Source organism: Mycobacterium haemophilum DSM 44634, from assembly GCF_000340435.2.
Lineage (GTDB): Bacteria > Actinomycetota > Actinomycetes > Mycobacteriales > Mycobacteriaceae > Mycobacterium > Mycobacterium haemophilum.
The window spans coordinates 2,958,563-2,977,543 of record NZ_CP011883.2; the positions used below are offsets into that span (position 1 = coordinate 2,958,563).

An 18,981-nucleotide genomic window follows, 5' to 3' on the forward strand; every position below is an offset into this window, starting at 1 on the left:
CACTTTCTCACTTCAGGAGCACAAAAACTCATGTCCAGCATTAACTACCAGTTCGGGGATGTCGACGCCCACGGCGCGACCATCCGCGCGCAAGCCGCGTCGTTGGAGGCCACCCATCAGGCCATCCTGGCCAGTGTGCGCGACGCCGCCGACTTTTGGGGCGGCCAGGGCTCAGCGGCATGCGAGCAGTTCATCACTGATCTGGGACGCAACTTCCAGACGATCTATGAGCAGGCCAACGCCCACGGCCAAAAAGTGCAAGCCGCCGGTAACAACATGGCCGAGACCGACAGCTCCGTCGGTTCCAGTTGGGCCTAACCTAGAGTCGCCTCAGCGCCGCCCCTGCCAACGTCGGCACCGGGGCGGCCCATCGGCATCCTCGTTGCCCGCTTAAACCAATGAGTAGCGAACCGGCAGGTGTTTGAGGCCACCGACGAATGTCGTGGCAATGAATTCCGGATCACCGGTCAGCTCAATGGATTTCAGTCTTGGCACTAACTCGGTGAAGAAGCTGCTGACCTCCATGCGGGCCAGCGCCGCGCCCAGACAGAAATGCACACCGTGGCCGAAGGCCAGATGCTTGTTGGGCTCACGCCCGACGTCGAAGCGGAACGCTTCGTCGAACACATCCTCGTCGCGGTTGGCCGATGCATACGATAGCAGTACCGATTCGCCTGCAGCGATCGGAATTCCGCGCACGGTGGTGTCTTCGGCAGCAGTGCGCATGAACTGCTTGACCGGGGTAACCCAGCGGATCATCTCCTCGGTAGCTAATGGCATCAAGCCGAGATTGTCACGCAGACGCGCAAGCTGGTCCGGATTCTCGATGAGTGCGTGCAGGCCTCCGGAGATGGTCGCGCTAGTGGTGTCGTGACCCGCGGTAGCCACGATGAGGTAGTAGGACACGGTGTCGATATCCGACAGCAGTTCACCATCGATACGGGCGTTGGCGATGGCCGACGCGAGATCCTCGGTCGGATGCGCGCGGCGCGACGCGGTCACACCGTTGAAGTAACCGAACATGTCGAGCAACGCCGGTAGCTGGTCCTCGTTCGTGTAGCCGCGCCTGAACTCACTGTCATCGCTACCGAACAACTCCTGGGTCAGCTTGAGCATGCGCGGGAAGTCGGGCTCCGGCAGGCCCAGCAGCGACATGATCACGTAGAGCGGGTAATTGACCGCGATCTGCTCGGCGAAGTCGCACTGCGGCCCGGCGACCATCATCTTGTTGACATAGCTCTTGGCGAGTTCGTCGATGCGCGCTTTTAGCGCCCGCATCGCCTTCGGGCGAAACCAGTCTGCGCCGATCGCGCGCACCACCCTGTGCTGCGGATCGTCCATGTGAATCAGCGTGCGTACGCCCGCAGCGGTCTGTAGCTGGTCAGCCGCATCGGTCACCAGGACCGGGCGGGGCCAGTTGGTGAACAGCAGGTCGTCACGTTCGATGTCCATGATGTCGGCATGCTTGGTGATCGCCCAGAACGGGCGGTAGTTTGGCACGTCGACCCACGACACCGGGGCACTAGCCCGCAGATGAGCTAGTGCCGCGTGCAATCGCTGCTCGTCGGTATACGCCAACGGATCTGCCAATAACTTGGCAGCCTCGTCCATCACCGTTGCGCTCACTGGTGAGGCAGCGGTGGCCGCTGCCAGTTCGGCGTCATTCTCGGCGATACTCCCGTCGATCTTGAGGCGAGGGCCACCACCCATGCGACGACTTTACAGTAAGTAATCCAGTACATAAGGCGGAGAGATGTCGAAAGTCGAACCGATGGCCCGGACCAAGTCCAAACAGTCCTTCGCCGTCATGGCCGAGGTGCAGGCCTGCACGACGATGTGCGGATTAGCGCTACGCGCCTCCTCGATTGCTACCTCCAGCAAGCGTTTCCGCTCATGGAGGATCATAACCAGAACTCGGCAATACCACTGGCACACCACAACATCGGGTGTCCGGGATCGCTGACGCAGTAGCGCACGAGCGTGCGGTAGGCACCCCAGTCGATGTCCTCACCGCCCTCGCCGCAGAATGGCGTGTAGCGGGAGTCGCCGATTCCCGGCAAGGCGCCGGGTGCCCAAGCACGGGCCGTACCGGCCGTCGTCATATCTACTCCTCCTGTCCGCCAAGCGTTTCCGAATCAAATCACGTGACGTCCGAACCACCGTCGACGCTGATGTTGGCTCCGGTCATGTAGGAATTGCGTCGCGATGCGAGGAATGCGACGACCGGTCCGACTTGCTCCGGCAGGCCTGCTCGGGGCAGTTGAGCCAGATGTCCGAAATGCTTGGCGATGGCCGCCATCAGGCGACAAGGGTCGTCGCCGTCACGCCCTCGTCGACGGATTGGCGCCACTGTTCGTCGGTCAGATCGTCGAAGCTGCCTTGTACACTCGGTCCAGCATTGATGAGCACATTGAGACGACCGTCCCATCGTTCACCGAGCTACCAGGCCGACGGCATCCGGGCTACCACGACCTGTCAAGTCTGTCACCGCGGCGTCCAGCCGTATTTATCAGAAAGCCTACGATAGGAATTACAGTAGCAGCCGGAGAATGGCACAGCACACCGAAAGGCGACACGTACGCGTATGTGCAGGCGGGCAAACAACTGCCGGTAGATTTGCTTGGGCCGCTGAGGTGACTCGGGCCGTATGCGCAACATTGGATCTTGATGGAGGTGCCCGTAGTGGCCAAGCAGGCAACCGTCGACAAGCGTCAGCGACGCGAACGCGGATCCATCAATCCCGACGACATCATCAGCGGCGCATTCGAACTCGCAGAACAAGTATCGATCGACAACCTGAGCATGCCGCTGCTCGGCAAGTACCTCGGCGTCGGTGTCACCAGTATCTACTGGTACTTCCGCAAGAAGGATGATCTGCTCAACGCGATGACCGACCGCGCCTTGAGCAAGTACGTATTCGCCACCCCGTACGTGCAAGCCAGCGACTGGCGCGAGACGTTGCGCAACCACGCCCGTCTGATGCGTAAAACGTTCATGGGCAACCCAATACTGTGCGATCTGATTCTGATTCGAGCCGCTCTTAGTCCCAAAGCGGCACGCCTGGGCGCTCAAGAGATGGAACGGGCGATCGCCAATCTGGTGCAGGCCGGCTTATCGCCGGAGGACGCCTTCGACACCTACTCCGCGGTTTCGGTCCACGTCCGCGGATCAGTGGTGCTGCACCGGCTCTACGAGAAAAACCAGTCGCCCGATAGCGGTTCACGTGCTATCGAGGACGCCGTGGCAATCGACCCCGCCACCACGCCGCTGATTGCTCAAGTGACCAAGAAGGGACACCACATTGGGGCCCCTGATGAAACCAATTTCGAATACGGCCTCGACTGCATCCTCGACCACGCCGGCCGGTTGATCGAGGAGGGCGCACCAGCGGGCAAGTCGGTGCCCGCCCAGCCACGCAAAGCAGCTAAGTCAACAAGTCAACGCGGGCGAACCAAGTCGATCGCAGCTCGTTGAAGCACGTTTTGTACTCTGTCGGGCCGATGTTACCGAGGTAGCGATAGCGGCGTGAGCGAAGTAACCGCCGACGGTGCCGAACGAGCCGAGCAACCCCACCGACGCATGTTCTCGCCAAAGCTCCAGGACGTGAATTGGGCCCTGATGTCGGCAGAATCGTTGCACTCCAATGCTTTCTGGTAGACATGGGGACCGGCCACGCTGACCTTCGCAACGTCACGTTTGTTCATTACCAGGCTGGGCTGATTGACGAGGGCGTTGTTGCTGACCCGCTAGAAACCGCGACGGCCTCGGGTACCGGCCTGAGCTCGCCGGTGATCTGCGGCGCCGTCTTAAATGGGGTCACTGCCGACAACGCATCCAACGCCCTAGTTGCGTAGGTATCCATCGCCTCGACGTCCTGGGCCCAGAACTCGTCATATTGCTCCTCGAGGCCCGCGATCGCCGCAACGTTTTGCCCGAACGCGTTGTCCGCGATCAGCGTCTGCAACTCAGCGCGGTTCCATGCGATGTACTCCGGAGGCACCGTCATCTCAAACGCTGCCTCATAGGCCTCCGCGAGGATCAGGGTCTGTTTGGCGGACACAATGACATGCCGCCACACGGCCCACAGCCACCACTTATACGGCAAGGCCGCCTCGGCCATGCGTATCGCCGTCGGACCCAGCCACTCTCGCTGCAGCGCGCAGAACACGCCATCAAACCCCGTAGCGGCTATATTCAGCTCACTCGCCAAGTCCTGCCAATCGTTGGCGGCGGCATACATTGAGTCAGCGCCCGCGCCCGCATACATGTTGGCAGAGTTCACCTCCGGTGGTAGCGCTCCAAAATACATCTCGTTGTTCCTTCCGGTTGGCAACGGATGCTGCCACTGGTGCCGAGGTCTGCTGTGCCGGTGTCGCCTTCAGCGAGATCAGTTGAAGGCCCTGGTGTTCTCGGCCTCAGCGGCCGAATAGGCAGCGGCGCCGTCCGACAAGGCTGCCCAGTACCTGTCAAGGCTCAGCGCTGACTCCGCGCTGATCTCTTGATAGTTCGCCGCGTGCCTGGCGAGGTGCGCCGCCACCTTCTTCGACACCGCGTCGTTAGCCGGGGGCACAACGGCGGTCGTACCCGGCGCCGCCGCCGCACTGCTGTTAACCATATGAGCATGGACGTACTCCACCAAAACAGCCGCCTCCTCCATCGCCTCGGGGACTGTGGTCACAAAAGACATGCCGACTTCGCTCCTCATCAAGAACTTAAGCAATTGCTCGTGCTGTCCACACCGCCGGCCTAGGCGGTACGGAGCGATTGCCATTGCGCACAGTTATACGACGAACTTCATGGTTAACTCGACGTAAGCTGCTGAAGCCTAGCGTGCAAACACACCCTAGACCGAAATCAGCCGGAAGTTGATCCCACAGAAATCCACTGCAGCGGCCGCAGAACCGACCACAAGCGGTATGCCTCGGCGTGTTCGAGCGGGTGCATTGGCAAAACCAGGCTGACCGGAGCAGCCATGTCCGGCCCTCAACTCGCCGTATTGCGCCGCCGCCGAGATAGCGGATGGCTCGCTTCGGCAACCACGCCACGCACAACAAGGTGGTCGATCAACGGAATAGCTGTGGCGGCAAGGTGTTCCGACATCGCAGTCCGGGCGAGCTTGTCATCGTGTTTCTCGAGCGCAGACAAGACCCGCCGATGATCCCGTATCGACTGGTCGTGCCAGCCCCCGACGGTGGGGAACACCGATTCAGGTGCGTAGCGGGTAATCTGTGACATCAGCTGGGCAAGCTTCGGCGAGTCCGCCGCAATATTGATGGCCCGATGAAACTCGTGGTTGAGGCGAACCGTCCGCTCGTCGTCGGTTCCGGCATAGGTGTCTTCCAACTGCCACCGCTGCCCCGGTCCCGGTTACCTCAACCAAGTCGCGAAAGTGCCGCCCGGTCAACGCGACAACCATGAACGCGGCCCCATCACGACTGGCGAAATCCCGGCCGTACTGGCCGTAGATGGCGTTGCCTAGACGCGGACGTTGTGTCCCATTCACCTGAGGCTCAGTCAAGAACCCGAGGTTTCCCGCCGTGGCCAGCGCGGCGTACAGGCCACAGCACACATCCCAGGCCGGCAACACATGGTTGATCGGCCCGCAATGATTGGCCAGACCGGTGACGAGCGGGAATCCGGCACTCGCGTTCACGGTGTAATCCATGCCGGTGGAACTGTCACCGCGCCCAAGCAGCTGAACATGGATGACATCGGAACGCTTGACGGGCAGGCGATCATGACTTAGCCACGACAAGCCGGCGTTGGTCACGACAATGCCGTCGCCCTCGACGACCATTCTGCTGGCTTCAGATGTGTCGACCGCCAGTGACTTCCAGAACGGTTCCGGTCATATACGACGACAGATCGGAGGCGAGGAACAGAGCGACGCTGGCTACTTCGCTGGGCTCCCCGGCCCGCCCCATCGGAACCTCCGCCACCTTTGCGTCCCAAACGCGTTGCGGCATTGCCTCGGTCATGGCCGAACGAATCAATCCGGGAGCGATCGCGTTCACCCGAATACCTAGGTAGGCAAGCTCTTTGGCCGCGGCCTTGGTCATCCCCACGATCCCGGCCTTGGCCGCCGAGTAATTGGTCTGACCGACCATGCCGACCTTGCCCGACACCGACGACATGTTCACAATTGCGCCACGTTTGTTGCCCCGCATGATCGCCGCGGCCATCCGGGTACCGTTCCACGTCCCCTTCAGGTGTACCGCGATGACCTCGTCGAACTGCTCTTCGGTCATCTTGCGCATCGTCGCGTCGCGGGTGATCCCGGCGTTGTTGACCATGATGTCCAGTCCACCGAACTGCTCGACAGCAGTCCGAACAAGGGTGTCAACATCGGCGGCCCGGGTCACATCACACTGCACTGCCAAGGCGACATCCGCGCCACCCAGTTGCTTCGCCGCAACTCCAGTCGCCTCGAGGTTCACATCACCGAGCACCACCCGCGCGCCCTCTGCGACGAACCGCTCGGCAATGGCCAGACCCAGACCTTGTGCACCGCCGGTGACTACCGCGATCTGACCGCTCAGCAACGCCACCTGGAAATCATATTTCCTATAGGATCCTCGCCGAAGTTCTGCACGGATTCGAGGAATCGTGACGACATCACCGGCCATCCCGCACAGACGGGCGCTACATCGAACAACACCGCGACCTGTTTGGTGCAAGAGTGCGGGCGGAGGGAGTCGAACCCACATGCTCTTTCGAGCACCGGCACCTAAAGCCGGCGCGTATACCGTTTCGCCACGCCCGCGGAACCTCGCGATCTTATCGCTTGCTCGTCGGTGGCGCGGCATAGCTTAGCCCATAACCGACGAAAGCCGAGCGGCGTGCGGGTCTGCCGTGTGCCGCGACCGACGGTGCTGGACAGGCGACGCCGACCACAGATTCGACCAAGGCTAGCGAGTGGACCGGGCTGCGGCGTCGGTCATGACTTTTCCGCACTTCCGGCCGCGGCATACTCCTATGTCGTGGATCGTTCTGCGCGGCGCTCGACAACCTTGGGTGGCGCGCCTCGATGAATTCGTCGGGCCAAGTCGTGAGCGGTACCGTCAAGGAGTGTCCACTACACGTCGTCGCAGGCCCGCGCTGATCGCCTTGGCGATCGTTGCCGCCGGTGGCTGCCTGGCCCTGGGCTGGTGGCAGTGGACCAGGTTTCAGTCGGCCTCGGGTACCTTCCAGAATCTCGGCTATGCGTTACAGTGGCCGCTGTTCGCCGGGTTCTGCCTCTACGCGTACCGCAACTTCGTGCGCTATGAAGAGTCGCCCCCGCAGCCGCGGAACGCGGACTGCATCACCGAAATTCCACCCGAACTGCTGCCCGCTCGCCCCAAGCCCGCGCAGCAGCCACCAGACGATCCCGCCCTACGGGAGTACAACGCCTACCTAGCCGAGCTGGCCAAGCAAGACGCCGAAAAACAGAACAGGACCACCGCATGACCACACCCGAGACACCCCAAGCACCCGCCTTTCCCGTTGAGAAGATCCGCACCGCGCTACGTGGCTACCGAATCATGGCCTGGACAACGGGTATCTGGCTCATCGCACTGTGCTACGAGATCGTCTCGCACCTCGCCTTCCACCACGAAATCCGGTGGATCGAAGTGGTGCACGGCTGGGTGTATTTCGTCTACGTGTTGACCGCGTTCAACCTCGCCATCAAGGTCAGATGGCCGATCGGCAAAACCGTCGGTGTGCTGCTAGCCGGCACCATCCCACTGCTGGGCATCATCGTCGAGCATTTCCAAACCAAAGACATCAAAGCCCGCTTCGGGTTTTAGGCACGGTCGAACGTGAAGCTGGCCGCACACTCGAGCTCGAACGTGCGGCTGGTTTCACGTTCGCGCGGCAAGGGCACGCAGCGCGGGCACCAGCAGCGCCAACGCACGGCCGCGATGCGAGACCGCGTCCTTCTCCGCTGGGCTTAATTGAGCCGCTGTGCGGCCTGCCATGTCCGGGCCGTCAGGAATGAAGACCGGGTCGTAGCCAAACCCGCCGTCACCGCGCGGCTCCCTGGCGATCGTGCCCGGCCACACGCCTCGGACGACGATTTCATCAGACCGCGATACCAACGCGCAGGCCGACACGAATGCCGCGCCGCGCCGCTCGTCCGGCACATCGCGCAACTGCGCCAGCAGTAGCGCGGTATTGGCGGCATCACTGTCGGGATCGCCGTGGTTACCTGACCAGCGCGCCGACAGCACTCCCGGCATGCCGTGCAAAGCGGCCACCTCCAAACCGGAGTCGTCGGCCACAGTCGCCAGACCCGTCGCTGCGAACGCGTCGCGCGCCTTAGCTAGCGCGTTGTCCTCGAAGGTGGCGCCGGCTTCGGGCGCTTCATCGAACGGCGCCACGTCGTTCAGCGACACCAGCGTCAGCCCCGACACCCCAGCACCGTCGAGCACGCGGCGCAGCTCGGCCAGCTTTTTCCGATTACGGCTGGCGACCAGCAGCTGAGTCACAAGCGCCGCTGTCAGCTTCCGAACGCCTTCGGCGGTGGCGGTCCCTCGGGCAGCACACCCGGGTACGGCAGCGCCAACGCATCACGCTGTGCGGCGAACAACGTGTCGCAAGCACCCAGTGCCATGTCGAGCAGCTTGTCCAGCGTCGAACGTGGGAACGTCGCGCCCTCACCGGTCCCCTGAATCTCCACCAGCGTCCCGGTGTCGGTCGCGATGACGTTCATGTCGACCTCGGCCCGCGAGTCTTCCTCGTAAGGCAGGTCCACCCGAATCCTGCCGTCGACCACGCCGACGCTGACCGCGGCGATGGCACACGATAATGGCCTGGGATCTAATAGCCGGCCCGCCGCCGACAGGTAAGTCACCGCATCGGCCAACGCCACGTAGGCGCCGGTGACGGCCGCGGTGCGAGTGCCACCGTCGGCCTGCAACACGTCGCAGTCGACAGCGATGGTGTTCTCCCCAAGCGCCGCCAGATCGATGCACGCCCGCAATGACCGCCCGATCAGCCGGCTGATCTCCTGGGTGCGCCCGGACAGCCGACCCTTCACCGATTCGCGTTCCGAACGAGTATGGGTGGCCGACGGCAGCATCGCGTATTCCGCGGTGAGCCACCCCATACCCGATCCCTTCCGCCAGCGCGGCACTCCCTCGGTGACGGTAGCGGTGCACATGACCTTGGTGTGACCGAATTCGATGAGCACCGAACCCGCCGGGTGTTCGGTGAACCCGCGGGTGATGACCACCGCGCGAAGCTCGTCGTCAAGGCGACCGTCTTCTCGTTTGGACACGACGCCAACCCTAGACGTGTGGCAGTCGGGCAATCAGACCCAGCCCGGCTCAGACCCGTTCGGGGGCTTGAATATCGAACATCTCACCGGACACCACCGCGTGCACCGGACCACCGAACTCTGCTTTGGCCTCGCTGATCACGTCCTCACGCGAGGTCCACGGCGGGATATGCGTCAGCAGCAGCTCGCGGACACCTGCCTGCGCCGCAGCCCGCCCGGCCTCGGTGCCCGACAGATGCAGATTCGACGGCCGGTCCGGCGAGTGTGTCCAGGACGCCTCGCAGAGGAAGACGTCCGCGTCCCGAGCCAGTTCGACGAGCTGGTCGCAGCTACCGGTGTCGCCGCTATAGACCAGCGACGCACCGCTGGGATCGGTGATCCGCAGGCCGTAGGACTCCGTTGGGTGAGCCACCAACCGCGGCACGATCGTCAGCGCTCCCAGTGTCACCGGTTCCCCGTCGACCCAGTGGTGAATATCGAAGATGTCCGAACAATCGTCGATCTCCCCGCCGTACGGTGACGACGCCGCCCCCAACCGCGACCAGGTATCACCGGGGCCGTACAGCAATGCCTTGCCGACGGGGCGCGACGGGTGATAGCGACGCCACACGAACAGTCCGGGCATGTCCAAGCAGTGGTCGGCGTGCAGATGCGACAACAGCACATGCACCGAGCCGGGATCCGCATGCCGTTGCAGCGCCCCGAGCACTCCCCCGCCGAAGTCAAGAACCAACGGCGGGGTGTCCGGGGCTCGGAGCAAATAACCCGACGCAGGCGAATCCGGACCCACCACACTGCCGGAGCAGCCGAGCACGGTTATTCGCACGGTCACTACTGTGCCATGCCCGATACCAGGATGAGGAAAACATTGCCCATTAAGGTGATCAGAATCTCTTGCACCCACCTAGTGGACACGAGAATGAGGCTGCACCGGTTGAACGCCACTCACCGCGGGACCGAGAAATCGCGCAGCCAACCCAATGAACGCCTCGGGATCACCGGTGGCTTCGAAGACCCGGGTGGCGGGCGGCGCGTCATGTGGACGCAGCACGTCTCTTTCGGTGAGCACCCGCAGCACTTCCTTGGCGGTCTCCTCGGCGCTGGAGACCAGCGTGACGTTTTCGCCCATCGCCAGTTGGATCAGTCCGGACAGCAGCGGGTAGTGCGTGCAACCCAGCACCAGCGTGTCGACCCCGGCGCGCTGCAGCGGTTCCAGATAACCCTCAGCCAGTCCGAGCACCTGACGACCACTGGTGACCCCGCGCTCGACGAAGTCGACAAAGCGTGGGCACGCCACCGCGGTGATCTCGGTGTCGCGGGCGGCGGCGAACGCGTCTTGGTACGCGTGCGAGGTGATGGTGGCCTGGGTGCCGATGACCCCAATGCGGCCGTTGCGGGTGGCGGCAACCGCACGGCGCACGGCCGGCAAAATGACCTCGACGACGGGCACGTCGTAGCGCTCACGAGCGTCGCGCAGGCACGCCGCGGACGCGGTGTTGCACGCAATCACCAGGACCTTGACGCCGCGGCCAACCAGGTCGTCACCGATGGCCAGCGCGTGCGCACGAATCTCGGGGATGGACAGCGGTCCGTACGGGCCGTTGCCGGTATCGCCCACATACACCATGTCCTCGTCGGGCAGCTGGTCGATGATCGCCCGCGCGACCGTCAATCCGCCGACGCCGGAGTCGAAAACCCCGACGGGCAACTGGGGTCCCCGCCGGCCGGCAGGGGACGACGAGCTCATGTCTTTCCGCGCGGCGAACCGGTGCCGGCTTTTTTGAGTGCGCGGGCCTTACGTTCCGGCACGGACAACAGATACGCGGCCACGACACCTGCGATCGCGCCACACAAATGGCCCTGCCACGACACGCCGCCGCATCTGCCGAGCACCGGCATGGCACCCAACAGCACGCCGCCGTATGCGAATAAGACCACCAGCCCGATGATGATGTCCCACACCTTACGGACGAACAACCCGAACACCAGAAGGAAGGCCAGCCAGCCGAAGATCAGGCCGGAGGCCCCGATGTGGTCGGTCGGGCCGCAGCTGCTGCCCAGATCGCCGATAAGCCAGGTGCCGAAGCCGCCGAGGATCCACACCATCGCGGTGGCGAGGGCGAACCGGGACAATCCGGCCAGCGTCATCAGAAACCCAAGTACCAGCAGCGGGATCGTATTGGCCATCAGGTGTTGCCAGTTGGCGTGCAGCACGGGCGCGAAGATGACCCCCGAAAGGCCGTCAGTTTTCAACGGCTTGATCCCATTGGCATCCAGGGAATGCCGGGTCAGCTGATCAATCAGCTCGACGAGGTATAGCAACGCCACGAAGGTGAGGATCGTGGCCCCGCCCACCATCCACCGGGGCCGCCTGTTTGTCTCGGTCGCCGGTTTATGGCCCAGATTTTTCGCCGGCTGGTTCATGAGCGCCGCTCTCCCCCGCAAGCGGGCGGTACCCCCACCTCATCGCTTCGCTCTGCATCGTCGCCGGCGCGGGTCATGCCCATAGCTGCCCGTCCAGGGCGTTCTCGGCATCATCCAGGCTACCGGCGTAGGCGCCGGTGGACAGATACTTCCAGCCGGCGTCGGCGACTATCAACGCGATGTCAGCGCGTTCACCGGCAGCTAGCGCCGCGGATCCCATCGCGAAGGCGGCATGCAGCACCGCGCCGGTTGAGATGCCAGCAAAGATGCCTTCGGAATCCACCAGCTCTCGGGTGCGACGCACGGCGTCGGCGGCGCCCACCGAGTACCGGGTGGTCAGCACGTCCGGGTCATACAGCTCGGGCACAAATCCTTCATCGATGTTGCGCAGCGCATACACCCCCTCACCGTAGCGGGGTTCGGCGGCCACGATCTTGACGCCGGGAACACGCTCACGTAGGAATCGGCCAGTACCCATCAGGGTGCCCGTGGTGCCTAGGCCGGCGACGAAGTGAGTGATCTCGGGTAAGTCGGCAAGCAGCTCGGGACCGGTGCCACAGTAGTGCGAGTCGGTGTTGGCCGGGTTGCCGTACTGATACAGCATCACCCACGACGGATTCGCGGCGGCCAGCTCTTTGGCGGTGGCTACCGCGGTGTTGGATCCGCCCTCGGCCGGCGAGAACATGATCCGCGCGCCGTAGAGCTCCAGCAGCTGGCGCCGCTCCGTCGACGTGTTCTCGGGCATCACACAGATCAGCTGGTACCCCTTAAGCCGAGCTGCCATCGCCAGCGAGATACCAGTGTTACCGCTGGTGGGTTCGAGAATCGTCGCACCCGGCGCCAGCAGCCCGTCGGCCTCGGCCTGCTCGATCATCCGCAGCGCCGGCCGGTCCTTGATCGACCCGGTCGGATTGCGGTCCTCGAGCTTGGCCCATAGCCGCACGTGCGGGTCATCTCCCCATCGTGGCGACAGGTTCTGCAGACCGACCAGCGGCGTGTTGCCCAGGGTGGCTAACAGCGAGTCGTATCGCGTCATATGCTCCGCTCACCCACCTGCCACGGCGGGCAAGATGGTGACCGAGTCACCGTCGGCTACCGCGGTGTCTAGGCCGCCGGAAAATCGCACGTCCTCGTCGTTGACATAGATGTTCACGAAGCGGTGCAGCTTGCCGTTATCGATCAGGCGCTCGGAGATACCCGAGTAGTTGGACTCCAGGTCGCTGATGACCGCGCCCAGTGTGTCGCCGCTGGCGGATACGCGCTTCTGGCCACCGGTGTGCGGCCGCAGGACGGTCGGGATGGAAACGGTGACGCTCATGCGGGCCTTTCTTGGACTCTTGGGAGACTTTCGGGGTCTGCTCAGTACTTTTCGACGACAGTGACGGGCTCTTCGGTGACGGCGCCGTCGACAATGCGGTAGCTGCGCAGCTCGTGACGGTCTGGGTCGCGGGTGGACACCAGCACGTAGTGTGCGTCCGGTTCGGCGGCCAGGTTCACATCCGTACGGCTGGGATACGCCTCGGTCGCGGTGTGCGAGTGATAGATGACGACGGCGGCCTCACCCGCGTCTTCCATCGCCCGCCACACGTGGAGCTGCTCGTGCGCGTCGAATCGGTAGAACGTCGGCGACCGCTCGGCGTTGACCATGGGGATGTGGCGCTCGGGGCGACCGGAACCCTCTGGACCGGCCAGCACCCCGCACGCTTCGTCAGGGTGGTCGCGACGCGCGTGGGCCACCATCGCAGCCACCAAGTCAGCACGAATCACCAACAACGATTGCCCTCTCCGATTGAGGTCCTGAATGCTCCGGGCAACATGGCGCGGTAAGTCGGTATTCCAGCGACCGACTCGGCGGTCAGCACCCCAGCCAGCACCGCCCGCGCCAGGCAATCGGCCGCGGCCGCGCCCACCTCGGCGACCAGCCTCGTGTCCGGAGACATCGCCGCGGGCGCGGTGTTCCCAACGGCCCCCGAGGCTACCTCGACGGCCCCGGTCGCCAGCGCGAACACCGTATCGCCGTCCAGCGGGGTGTGCGCCGGCCGGATGGTGCGAGCCAGGCCGTCGTGCGCGGCTATGGCGACGCGCCGGCAGGCGGCCGGGCTCAGCGCGGCGTTCGTCGCCACCACGGCGATCGTGGTGTTCAGTGGGTCCAGCGGGGAGGGCAGCCGCGCGAACACGTCGATCTGCTCGGCCGGGGGTGGCGTCAGCGCAAACTCTTCGATCAGGTCCGCCATCCACGGCAGACCGGTGGCCCGGTCGACGACGTCGCCGACAGAGTTCACCACCACCACCGCGCCCACCGTCACCCCCGACGCCAGCGCGATCGACGCGGTGCCGACGCCGCCCTTGAGCGCGCCAGCCCGCGCCCCCACCCCGGCGCCGACCGTTCCGACCGCGATGGGGCCGTCAAAAGCCGCCGCAGCCGCTTGGTAGCCGAAGTCCGCTGTCGGCCGGCAGTGAAAGCCGCCGACTGACAGATCGAAAATCACCGCGCCCGGCACGATGGGCACCACTCCGCCGCGCATCTCCACGCCGCGCTCGTGTTCCTCCAGCCAGCGCATGACGCCGTCGGCGGCCGCCAGACCGTAGGCACTGCCGCCGGCGAGCAGCACCGCGTCAACGAACCGCACACTGTTGGCTGGGTCGAGCAGGTCAGTCTCCCGGGTGCCCGGCGCGCCACCCCGGCAATCGACCGCACCAACCGTCCCGGGCGGTGTCAGCACGACGGTCACACCGCAGGCCCAGCCCGCACCGAGGGACGCGTCAGGATCAAGCCTGTGGTAGTGGCCAACCTGGATACCCGCGACGTCAGTGATGGAGTTCATCGGGTCGCCATCAGCGCCAAAACCAGGTATTCCTGCAACACCGTCAGCCACTGGTAGACGTCGAAGTGCGCGGACAGCGGATGGTCGGCTGGCACCCGTTCGGGTCCCTGGGGGCCGACCTCAAGCATGACACCGAGCGCCAGTCGAAGGTCGTTGACCGCAGCGATCCAGGCATTCGCACTTTCTTCGCTTAGTTCCAACCGGCCGCCGTTTTCCGGAACCGTGTCCAACAACTGCTGTGCAGCAACACGTTTGGCGTCGATGATCTCCGGTTCGTGCAGACTGCGCAACGCGGCGTTGAGGCTATCGGCGGCATCGAGAGCCGACGGGTTTAAGTGGTCCTTGTCGTCTGGCTTGTAGAAGTCGGGCAGCAGCCGACGCAGCGTCGGGTCCCCCGGACGCTGCGCATTCCCGGCTTTGATACCGGTGATTTCCTCAAGTTCGTCTGGCGGCAAGGAAGATTCGCGCTCGTTCAGCAAACCGAGCATCGCGCCGACGAGGTTCTTGAGCAGGGCAGCCTCGTGCGGCGCCAAGGCGGACCGAAAACGGGGACCGTTGGCGGTCTCAACGCGCTTCCATTTGCGCACGGACGATCCCGGATACCCTCGGATCTCACCGGTCCTGCTGCATCGTCGCCCACAAACCGGCGGCATGCAGTTTGGACACGTCGACCTCCATAGACTCCCGGCTGCCCGCCGACACCACTGCCTTACCTTCGTTGTGAACCTGCAGCATCAGCCTGGTGGCATGCGGCTCGCTGTAGCCGAACAGTTTCTGGAACACGTACGTCACATACGTCATCAGGTTGACCGGGTCGTCCCACACAATCGTCACCCATGGACAGGCCGTGACGTCTACCGGAGCGGCCTCGCGTTGTCCGGTAGTGCCCGGCCTCACCTTCGGCTCTGTCGGCGCTGACGTTACAACCATGGCCTATACGATACCGAGCCGGTGCTGGCAGCCGTTACCGTTGCGGGATGAACGACTCGGTCTTAGCTGGGCGACAATGCGGGCCGATACGGCCCGTTGTGGGGGCACCCCCAGCCGCGCAGCGGCGAGGGGGAGAGCCCGGCAATCTAGACCCAGCTGGGCTGCTGACCGACAGGTACGAGTTGACCATGTTGGCGGCGGCGTTGCGCGACGGCACCGCTCACCGCCAGACCACATTTGAAGTGTTCGCCCGCCGACTCCCGGAGGGTCGCCGTTACGGGGTGGTCGCCGGAACCGGCCGATTGCTGGAAGCCTTGCCGCAGTTCAGGTTCGACGACGACGCCTGCCAGTTGCTGGCCCAATTCCTCGACTCCGACACGTTGAACTATCTACGCGGTTTTCGGTTCGGCGGCGACATCGATGGGTACGCCGAGGGTGAGCTCTACTTTCCCGGGTCGCCCATCCTATCGGTGCGCGGAACCTTCGCCGAATGCGTGGTGATCGAAACGCTGGTGTTATCGATCTTCAACCACGACAGCGCGATCGCGGCGGCGGCTGCTCGCATGGTCAGTGCCGCCGGGGAACGCCCGCTGATCGAGATGGGATCGCGACGGACCCACGAGCGCGCCGCGGTCGCGGCGGCCCGCGCCGCCTATATCGCCGGTTTTGCCGCGACATCGAACTTAGAGGCCCAGCGGCGCTACGGAATACCGACCGGGGGCACCGCCGCCCACGCGTTCACGATGTTGCATAGTCGCGATGACGCCCCACCCGAAGTGACGGAACTCGCCGCGTTTCACGCTCAAGTCGACGCGCTGGGCGTCGACACCACGCTGTTGGTGGACACCTATGACGTGACGACCGGCGTGGCCAATGCGGTGGCCGCCGCCGGTACCACGCTGGGTGCGGTCCGCATCGACTCCGGCGAGCTGGGGGTGCTGACCCGCCAGGTGCGCGAACAGCTCGACCAGCTGGGCGCCACCAAGACCCGCATCGTGGTGTCCGGCGATCTTGACGAGTTCTCCATCGCCGCGTTGCGCGCCGAGCCGGTGGACAGCTACGGCGTCGGCACGTCGCTGGTCACCGGCTCGGGCGCGCCCACCGCGAACATGGTCTACAAACTGGTCGAAGTTGACGGCATGGCAGTCCAGAAACGCAGTAACCACAAGGAATCCCGCGGAGGCCGCAAAGAGGCGCTGCGAGTGTCGCGTGCCAGCGGAACCATCACCGAGGAGGTCGTCTATCCGGCGGGCCGCGCACCCGCCAGCACCGAACCGTGCCGGATGTTGACCATTCCACTGGCCCGGGCGGGGCGCGTTGTCGCCGACACCGATGGCGGCGCACTGGCCGCAGCGCGCAAACTGGTGGCGTCCGGGCTGCACAGCCTGCCGTGGGAGGGGCTGAAATTGGCGCACGGCGACGCGGCGATCCCGACGCGGCAGATCCCGGCTTAAGCCGTGTCAAACCTGTCAGTGCCCGAGCTGCTGGCCATCGCGGTGGCCGCAATCGGCGGCAGCCAACGAAGCGGCCAGCTAGAGATGGCCACCGCCATCGCGCACGCCTTCGAAACCGGCGAGCACCTCGTCGTGCAGGCCGGCACCGGCACCGGCAAGTCGCTGGCCTACTTAATTCCTGCGATAGTTCGCACCGTCAGCGACGACACCCCGGTCGTCGTCTCGACGGCGACGATCGCATTGCAGCGTCAACTCGTCGATCGTGACCTGCCGCGGCTGGCCGATTCGCTCGCTGACGCGCTACCCCGCCGGCCGCAGTTCGCATTGCTCAAAGGCCGACGGAACTACCTGTGCCTGAACAAAATCCACGGCAGTGCTGCCGGTGAGCCAGACGCCGAGGAAGAACGGCCGCAGGAAGAACTGTTCAACCCGATGGCGGTCACCGCGTTGGGTCGCGACGTGCAACGGCTGACCGCTTGGGCGTCGACGACCGAGTCCGGTGACCGCGACGATCTCAAGCCCGGTGTCGGCGATCGGTCCTGGTCGCAGGTCAGCGTGTCGGCACGGGAATGTGTTGGCGTGGCTCGCTGCCCGTTTGGCTCGGAGTGCTTCTCCGAACGAGCCCGCGGCCGTGCCGCTGCCGCCGATATCGTGGTCACCAACCACGCGCTGCTGGCCATCGACGCAGTTGCCGAATCGGCGGTGTTACCCGAACACACGCTGCTGGTGATCGACGAAGCACACGAACTGGTGGACCGGGTGACGTCGGTGGCCACCGCGGAGCTGACGTCGGCGGCCCTCGGTGTCGCCGCCCGACGCATCACCCGATTGGTCGATCCCGAACTGACCCAACGGCTGGAGGCGACAACAGCCACCTTGGCCGCGGCGATTCATGACGCCCAGATCATCAGACCGGGCCGCATCGACCACCTCGATGACGAGATGGCGACCTACCTGACCGCACTGCGCGACGCGGCCAATGCGGCACGGTCGGCCATCAACACCAGCAGCCAAACAAGTCCCGCCACGGTCGCGTCAGTGCGTGCCGAAGCGGTTGCGGCACTGAGCGAGATATCCGATACCGCATCACGAATCCTGACGTCGTTTGCGCCCGCTATCCCAGATCGCACCGACGTGGTCTGGCTGGATCACGAGGACAATCGGGGCGCGCCGCGCCCCGTGCTGCGGGTGGCGCCGCTGTCAGTGGCCGGCCTGCTGCGCAACCAGGTGTTCGCCCGTTCGACCACCGTGCTGACCTCGGCAACGCTGACGGTCGGGGGATCCTTCGACGCGATGGCCGCAGCGTGGGGCCTGGCCGGATCGGAGGAAGGCACCGACGATCTGCCCTGGCGTGGCATCGATGTCGGCTCGCCATTTCACCACGCTAAGGCGGGAATCCTCTACGTCGCGGCCCATCTCCCGCCGCCAGGCCGCGACGGCACCGGCTCCGCCGAGCAGCTGACCGAAATCGCCGAACTCATCGCCGCGGCCGGTGGGCGCACCCTGGGGCTGTTTTCGTCGATGCGGGCCGCCCGGGCCGCCGCCGAGGCCATACGCGAGCGGCTGCCCACACCGGTGCTGTGTCAGGGCGACGACAGCACGTCGGCGTTGGTCGAGCAGTTCACCGCCGACGCGGCTACCTCCCTGTTCGGCACGCTGTCGCTATGGCAGGGTGTCGATGTACCGGGGCCATCGTTGTCGTTGGTGCTCATCGACCGTATTCCGTTCCCCCGGCCGGATGACCCGCTGTTGAGCGCTCGCCAGCGGGCAGTGGCCGCCCACGGCGGCAACGGTTTCCTGGCGGTCGCCGCCAGCCACGCCGCGCTGCTGCTGGCGCAGGGGTCGGGCCGGCTGTTGCGCCGCGGCACCGACCGCGGAGTGGTTGCGGTGCTCGACCCTCGGATGGTCACCGCCGGCTATGGCCGCTTCCTGCGTGCGTCGCTGCCGCCGTTCTGGGAGACCACCGACGCCACGCAAGTCCGCCAGGCGCTGGCACGGCTGCGCACCGCGCTGGACGCACCGGCATGATCCGAAGGTCGAAGTCAAACGATTCCTGCATCGAGGCCAGCACCGCCAACTACGATCA

General features: G+C 64.7%; 21 protein-coding genes, 1 tRNA gene and 4 pseudogenes. 6 read left to right on the forward strand and 20 right to left on the reverse strand.

Annotation, left to right across the window (positions count from 1 at the left end; translation table 11 throughout):
* Positions 1-30 precede the first annotated feature (30 nt).
* Entirely contained in the window at positions 31-318 is a 288-nt protein-coding gene (locus B586_RS13875; protein ID WP_054879647.1) for a WXG100 family type VII secretion target, read from the forward strand.
* Positions 319-390: 72 nt separating this feature from the next.
* Here B586_RS13875 and B586_RS13880 read toward each other — a convergent pair whose 3' ends face one another.
* The 3 genes and pseudogenes from B586_RS13880 to B586_RS20275 form a co-directional block, all read right to left on the reverse strand.
* A complete protein-coding gene (locus B586_RS13880; RefSeq protein WP_054880904.1) occupies positions 391-1,611 on the reverse strand; it encodes a cytochrome P450 in 1,221 nt (406 codons plus the stop codon).
* A gap of 171 nt (positions 1,612-1,782) precedes the next feature.
* A pseudogene (locus B586_RS20270) lies at positions 1,783-2,102 on the reverse strand (dihydrodipicolinate synthase family protein); the annotation flags it as partial.
* A 38-nt stretch (positions 2,103-2,140) separates the two neighbouring features.
* Positions 2,141-2,500, reverse strand: a pseudogene (locus tag B586_RS20275) (SDR family oxidoreductase); the annotation flags it as partial.
* Between the two features lie 167 nt (positions 2,501-2,667).
* On the opposite strand from B586_RS20275, the gene B586_RS13895 reads away from it, so the two are divergent.
* Entirely contained in the window at positions 2,668-3,474 is an 807-nt protein-coding gene (locus B586_RS13895) for a TetR/AcrR family transcriptional regulator (protein WP_054879645.1), read from the forward strand.
* A 229-nt stretch (positions 3,475-3,703) separates the two neighbouring features.
* Here the strand turns inward: B586_RS13895 and B586_RS13900 are convergent, their stop codons facing one another.
* The 6 genes and pseudogenes from B586_RS13900 to B586_RS13920 all read right to left on the reverse strand — a co-directional run bounded on the left by B586_RS13900 (position 3,704) and on the right by B586_RS13920 (position 6,763).
* Positions 3,704-4,309: a PPE family protein gene (locus B586_RS13900; protein ID WP_052915601.1), complete on the reverse strand. Its 606-nt coding sequence runs from the start codon at positions 4,307-4,309 to the stop codon at positions 3,704-3,706.
* Positions 4,310-4,387: 78 nt separating this feature from the next.
* A complete protein-coding gene (locus tag B586_RS13905) occupies positions 4,388-4,687 on the reverse strand; it encodes a PE family protein (RefSeq protein ID WP_047315865.1) in 300 nt (99 codons plus the stop codon).
* Positions 4,688-4,983: 296 nt separating this feature from the next.
* A pseudogene (locus tag B586_RS13910) lies at positions 4,984-5,346 on the reverse strand (FCD domain-containing protein); the annotation flags it as partial.
* Positions 5,345-5,800, reverse strand: a pseudogene (locus tag B586_RS21000) (2-methylfumaryl-CoA isomerase); the annotation flags it as partial. The pseudogenes B586_RS13910 and B586_RS21000, both read right to left, overlap by 2 nt.
* Before the next feature lie 7 nt (positions 5,801-5,807).
* Positions 5,808-6,548 (reverse strand): 3-oxoacyl-ACP reductase FabG, encoded by a 741-nt coding sequence (gene fabG, locus B586_RS13915; protein WP_047315806.1) that lies wholly within the window; start codon positions 6,546-6,548, stop codon positions 5,808-5,810.
* 132 nt (positions 6,549-6,680) lie between these two features.
* Positions 6,681-6,763, reverse strand: a tRNA-Leu gene (locus B586_RS13920).
* A 305-nt stretch (positions 6,764-7,068) separates the two neighbouring features.
* On the opposite strand from B586_RS13920, the gene B586_RS13925 reads away from it, so the two are divergent.
* Entirely contained in the window at positions 7,069-7,449 is a 381-nt protein-coding gene (locus B586_RS13925) for a lipoprotein LprD (protein WP_047315807.1), read from the forward strand.
* The gene (locus B586_RS13930; protein ID WP_047315808.1) at positions 7,446-7,790 is read left to right on the forward strand and encodes a DUF3817 domain-containing protein; all 345 of its coding nucleotides are present in this window, start codon (positions 7,446-7,448) and stop codon (positions 7,788-7,790) included. The genes B586_RS13925 and B586_RS13930 overlap by 4 nt, the downstream gene beginning before the upstream one ends.
* A gap of 54 nt (positions 7,791-7,844) precedes the next feature.
* Here the strand turns inward: B586_RS13930 and B586_RS13935 are convergent, their stop codons facing one another.
* The 11 genes from B586_RS13935 to clpS all read right to left on the reverse strand — a co-directional run bounded on the left by B586_RS13935 (position 7,845) and on the right by clpS (position 15,441).
* A complete protein-coding gene (locus B586_RS13935) occupies positions 7,845-8,486 on the reverse strand; it encodes a non-canonical purine NTP pyrophosphatase (protein ID WP_236971412.1) in 642 nt (213 codons plus the stop codon).
* A complete protein-coding gene (gene rph, locus B586_RS13940; protein WP_054879643.1) occupies positions 8,483-9,262 on the reverse strand; it encodes a ribonuclease PH in 780 nt (259 codons plus the stop codon). The genes B586_RS13935 and rph overlap by 4 nt, the downstream gene beginning before the upstream one ends.
* Positions 9,263-9,311: 49 nt before the next feature.
* Positions 9,312-10,094, reverse strand: coding sequence for a cyclic nucleotide-degrading phosphodiesterase (locus B586_RS13945; protein WP_047315812.1), 783 nt, complete (start codon positions 10,092-10,094; stop codon positions 9,312-9,314).
* A 72-nt stretch (positions 10,095-10,166) separates the two neighbouring features.
* Positions 10,167-11,009 (reverse strand): glutamate racemase, encoded by an 843-nt coding sequence (gene murI / locus B586_RS13950; RefSeq protein WP_047315813.1) that lies wholly within the window; start codon positions 11,007-11,009, stop codon positions 10,167-10,169.
* Positions 11,006-11,686, reverse strand: a complete 681-nt coding sequence (locus B586_RS13955; RefSeq protein ID WP_047315814.1) for a rhomboid family intramembrane serine protease — start codon at positions 11,684-11,686, stop codon at positions 11,006-11,008. Before B586_RS13955 ends, murI begins: the two co-directional genes overlap by 4 nt.
* A gap of 73 nt (positions 11,687-11,759) precedes the next feature.
* The gene (locus B586_RS13960; RefSeq protein WP_047315815.1) at positions 11,760-12,722 is read right to left on the reverse strand and encodes a cysteine synthase; all 963 of its coding nucleotides are present in this window, start codon (positions 12,720-12,722) and stop codon (positions 11,760-11,762) included.
* Between the two features lie 9 nt (positions 12,723-12,731).
* A complete protein-coding gene (locus B586_RS13965; protein WP_047315816.1) occupies positions 12,732-13,004 on the reverse strand; it encodes a MoaD/ThiS family protein in 273 nt (90 codons plus the stop codon).
* Positions 13,005-13,045: 41 nt separating this feature from the next.
* Positions 13,046-13,459: a M67 family metallopeptidase gene (locus B586_RS13970; RefSeq protein WP_054879642.1), complete on the reverse strand. Its 414-nt coding sequence runs from the start codon at positions 13,457-13,459 to the stop codon at positions 13,046-13,048.
* Positions 13,450-14,511 (reverse strand): P1 family peptidase, encoded by a 1,062-nt coding sequence (locus B586_RS13975; protein WP_047315818.1) that lies wholly within the window; start codon positions 14,509-14,511, stop codon positions 13,450-13,452. The genes B586_RS13970 and B586_RS13975 overlap by 10 nt, the downstream gene beginning before the upstream one ends.
* Positions 14,508-15,098 (reverse strand): oxidative stress transcriptional regulator AosR, encoded by a 591-nt coding sequence (gene aosR, locus B586_RS13980; protein ID WP_047315819.1) that lies wholly within the window; start codon positions 15,096-15,098, stop codon positions 14,508-14,510. The genes B586_RS13975 and aosR overlap by 4 nt, the downstream gene beginning before the upstream one ends.
* Before the next feature lie 25 nt (positions 15,099-15,123).
* On the reverse strand, positions 15,124-15,441 hold the full coding sequence (clpS, locus tag B586_RS13985) for an ATP-dependent Clp protease adapter ClpS (RefSeq protein WP_047315820.1): 318 nt from the start codon (positions 15,439-15,441) through the stop codon (positions 15,124-15,126).
* A 98-nt stretch (positions 15,442-15,539) separates the two neighbouring features.
* On the opposite strand from clpS, the gene B586_RS13990 reads away from it, so the two are divergent.
* Both B586_RS13990 and B586_RS13995 read left to right on the forward strand, forming a co-directional pair.
* A complete protein-coding gene (locus B586_RS13990) occupies positions 15,540-16,895 on the forward strand; it encodes a nicotinate phosphoribosyltransferase (RefSeq protein ID WP_156406894.1) in 1,356 nt (451 codons plus the stop codon).
* 3 nt (positions 16,896-16,898) lie between these two features.
* The gene (locus B586_RS13995; protein ID WP_054879640.1) at positions 16,899-18,923 is read left to right on the forward strand and encodes an ATP-dependent DNA helicase; all 2,025 of its coding nucleotides are present in this window, start codon (positions 16,899-16,901) and stop codon (positions 18,921-18,923) included.
* Positions 18,924-18,981 lie beyond the last annotated feature (58 nt).

Coding starts and splice junctions, on each gene's coding strand:
- murI (WP_047315813.1), bottom strand. CDS start 11,009: ATGAGCTCGTCGTCCCCTGCCGGCCGGCGGGGACCCCAGTTGCCCGTC.
- B586_RS13965 (WP_047315816.1), bottom strand. CDS start 13,004: ATGAGCGTCACCGTTTCCATCCCGACCGTCCTGCGGCCGCACACCGGT.
- B586_RS13955 (WP_047315814.1), bottom strand. CDS start 11,686: ATGAACCAGCCGGCGAAAAATCTGGGCCATAAACCGGCGACCGAGACA.
- B586_RS13880 (WP_054880904.1), bottom strand. CDS start 1,611: ATGGACGAGGCTGCCAAGTTATTGGCAGATCCGTTGGCGTATACCGAC.
- clpS (WP_047315820.1), bottom strand. CDS start 15,441: ATGGTTGTAACGTCAGCGCCGACAGAGCCGAAGGTGAGGCCGGGCACT.
- B586_RS13930 (WP_047315808.1), top strand. CDS start 7,446: ATGACCACACCCGAGACACCCCAAGCACCCGCCTTTCCCGTTGAGAAG.
- B586_RS13900 (WP_052915601.1), bottom strand. CDS start 4,309: ATGTATTTTGGAGCGCTACCACCGGAGGTGAACTCTGCCAACATGTAT.
- B586_RS13875 (WP_054879647.1), top strand. CDS start 31: ATGTCCAGCATTAACTACCAGTTCGGGGATGTCGACGCCCACGGCGCG.
- B586_RS13975 (WP_047315818.1), bottom strand. CDS start 14,511: ATGAACTCCATCACTGACGTCGCGGGTATCCAGGTTGGCCACTACCAC.
- B586_RS13960 (WP_047315815.1), bottom strand. CDS start 12,722: ATGACGCGATACGACTCGCTGTTAGCCACCCTGGGCAACACGCCGCTG.
- B586_RS13905 (WP_047315865.1), bottom strand. CDS start 4,687: ATGTCTTTTGTGACCACAGTCCCCGAGGCGATGGAGGAGGCGGCTGTT.
- B586_RS13895 (WP_054879645.1), top strand. CDS start 2,668: ATGGAGGTGCCCGTAGTGGCCAAGCAGGCAACCGTCGACAAGCGTCAG.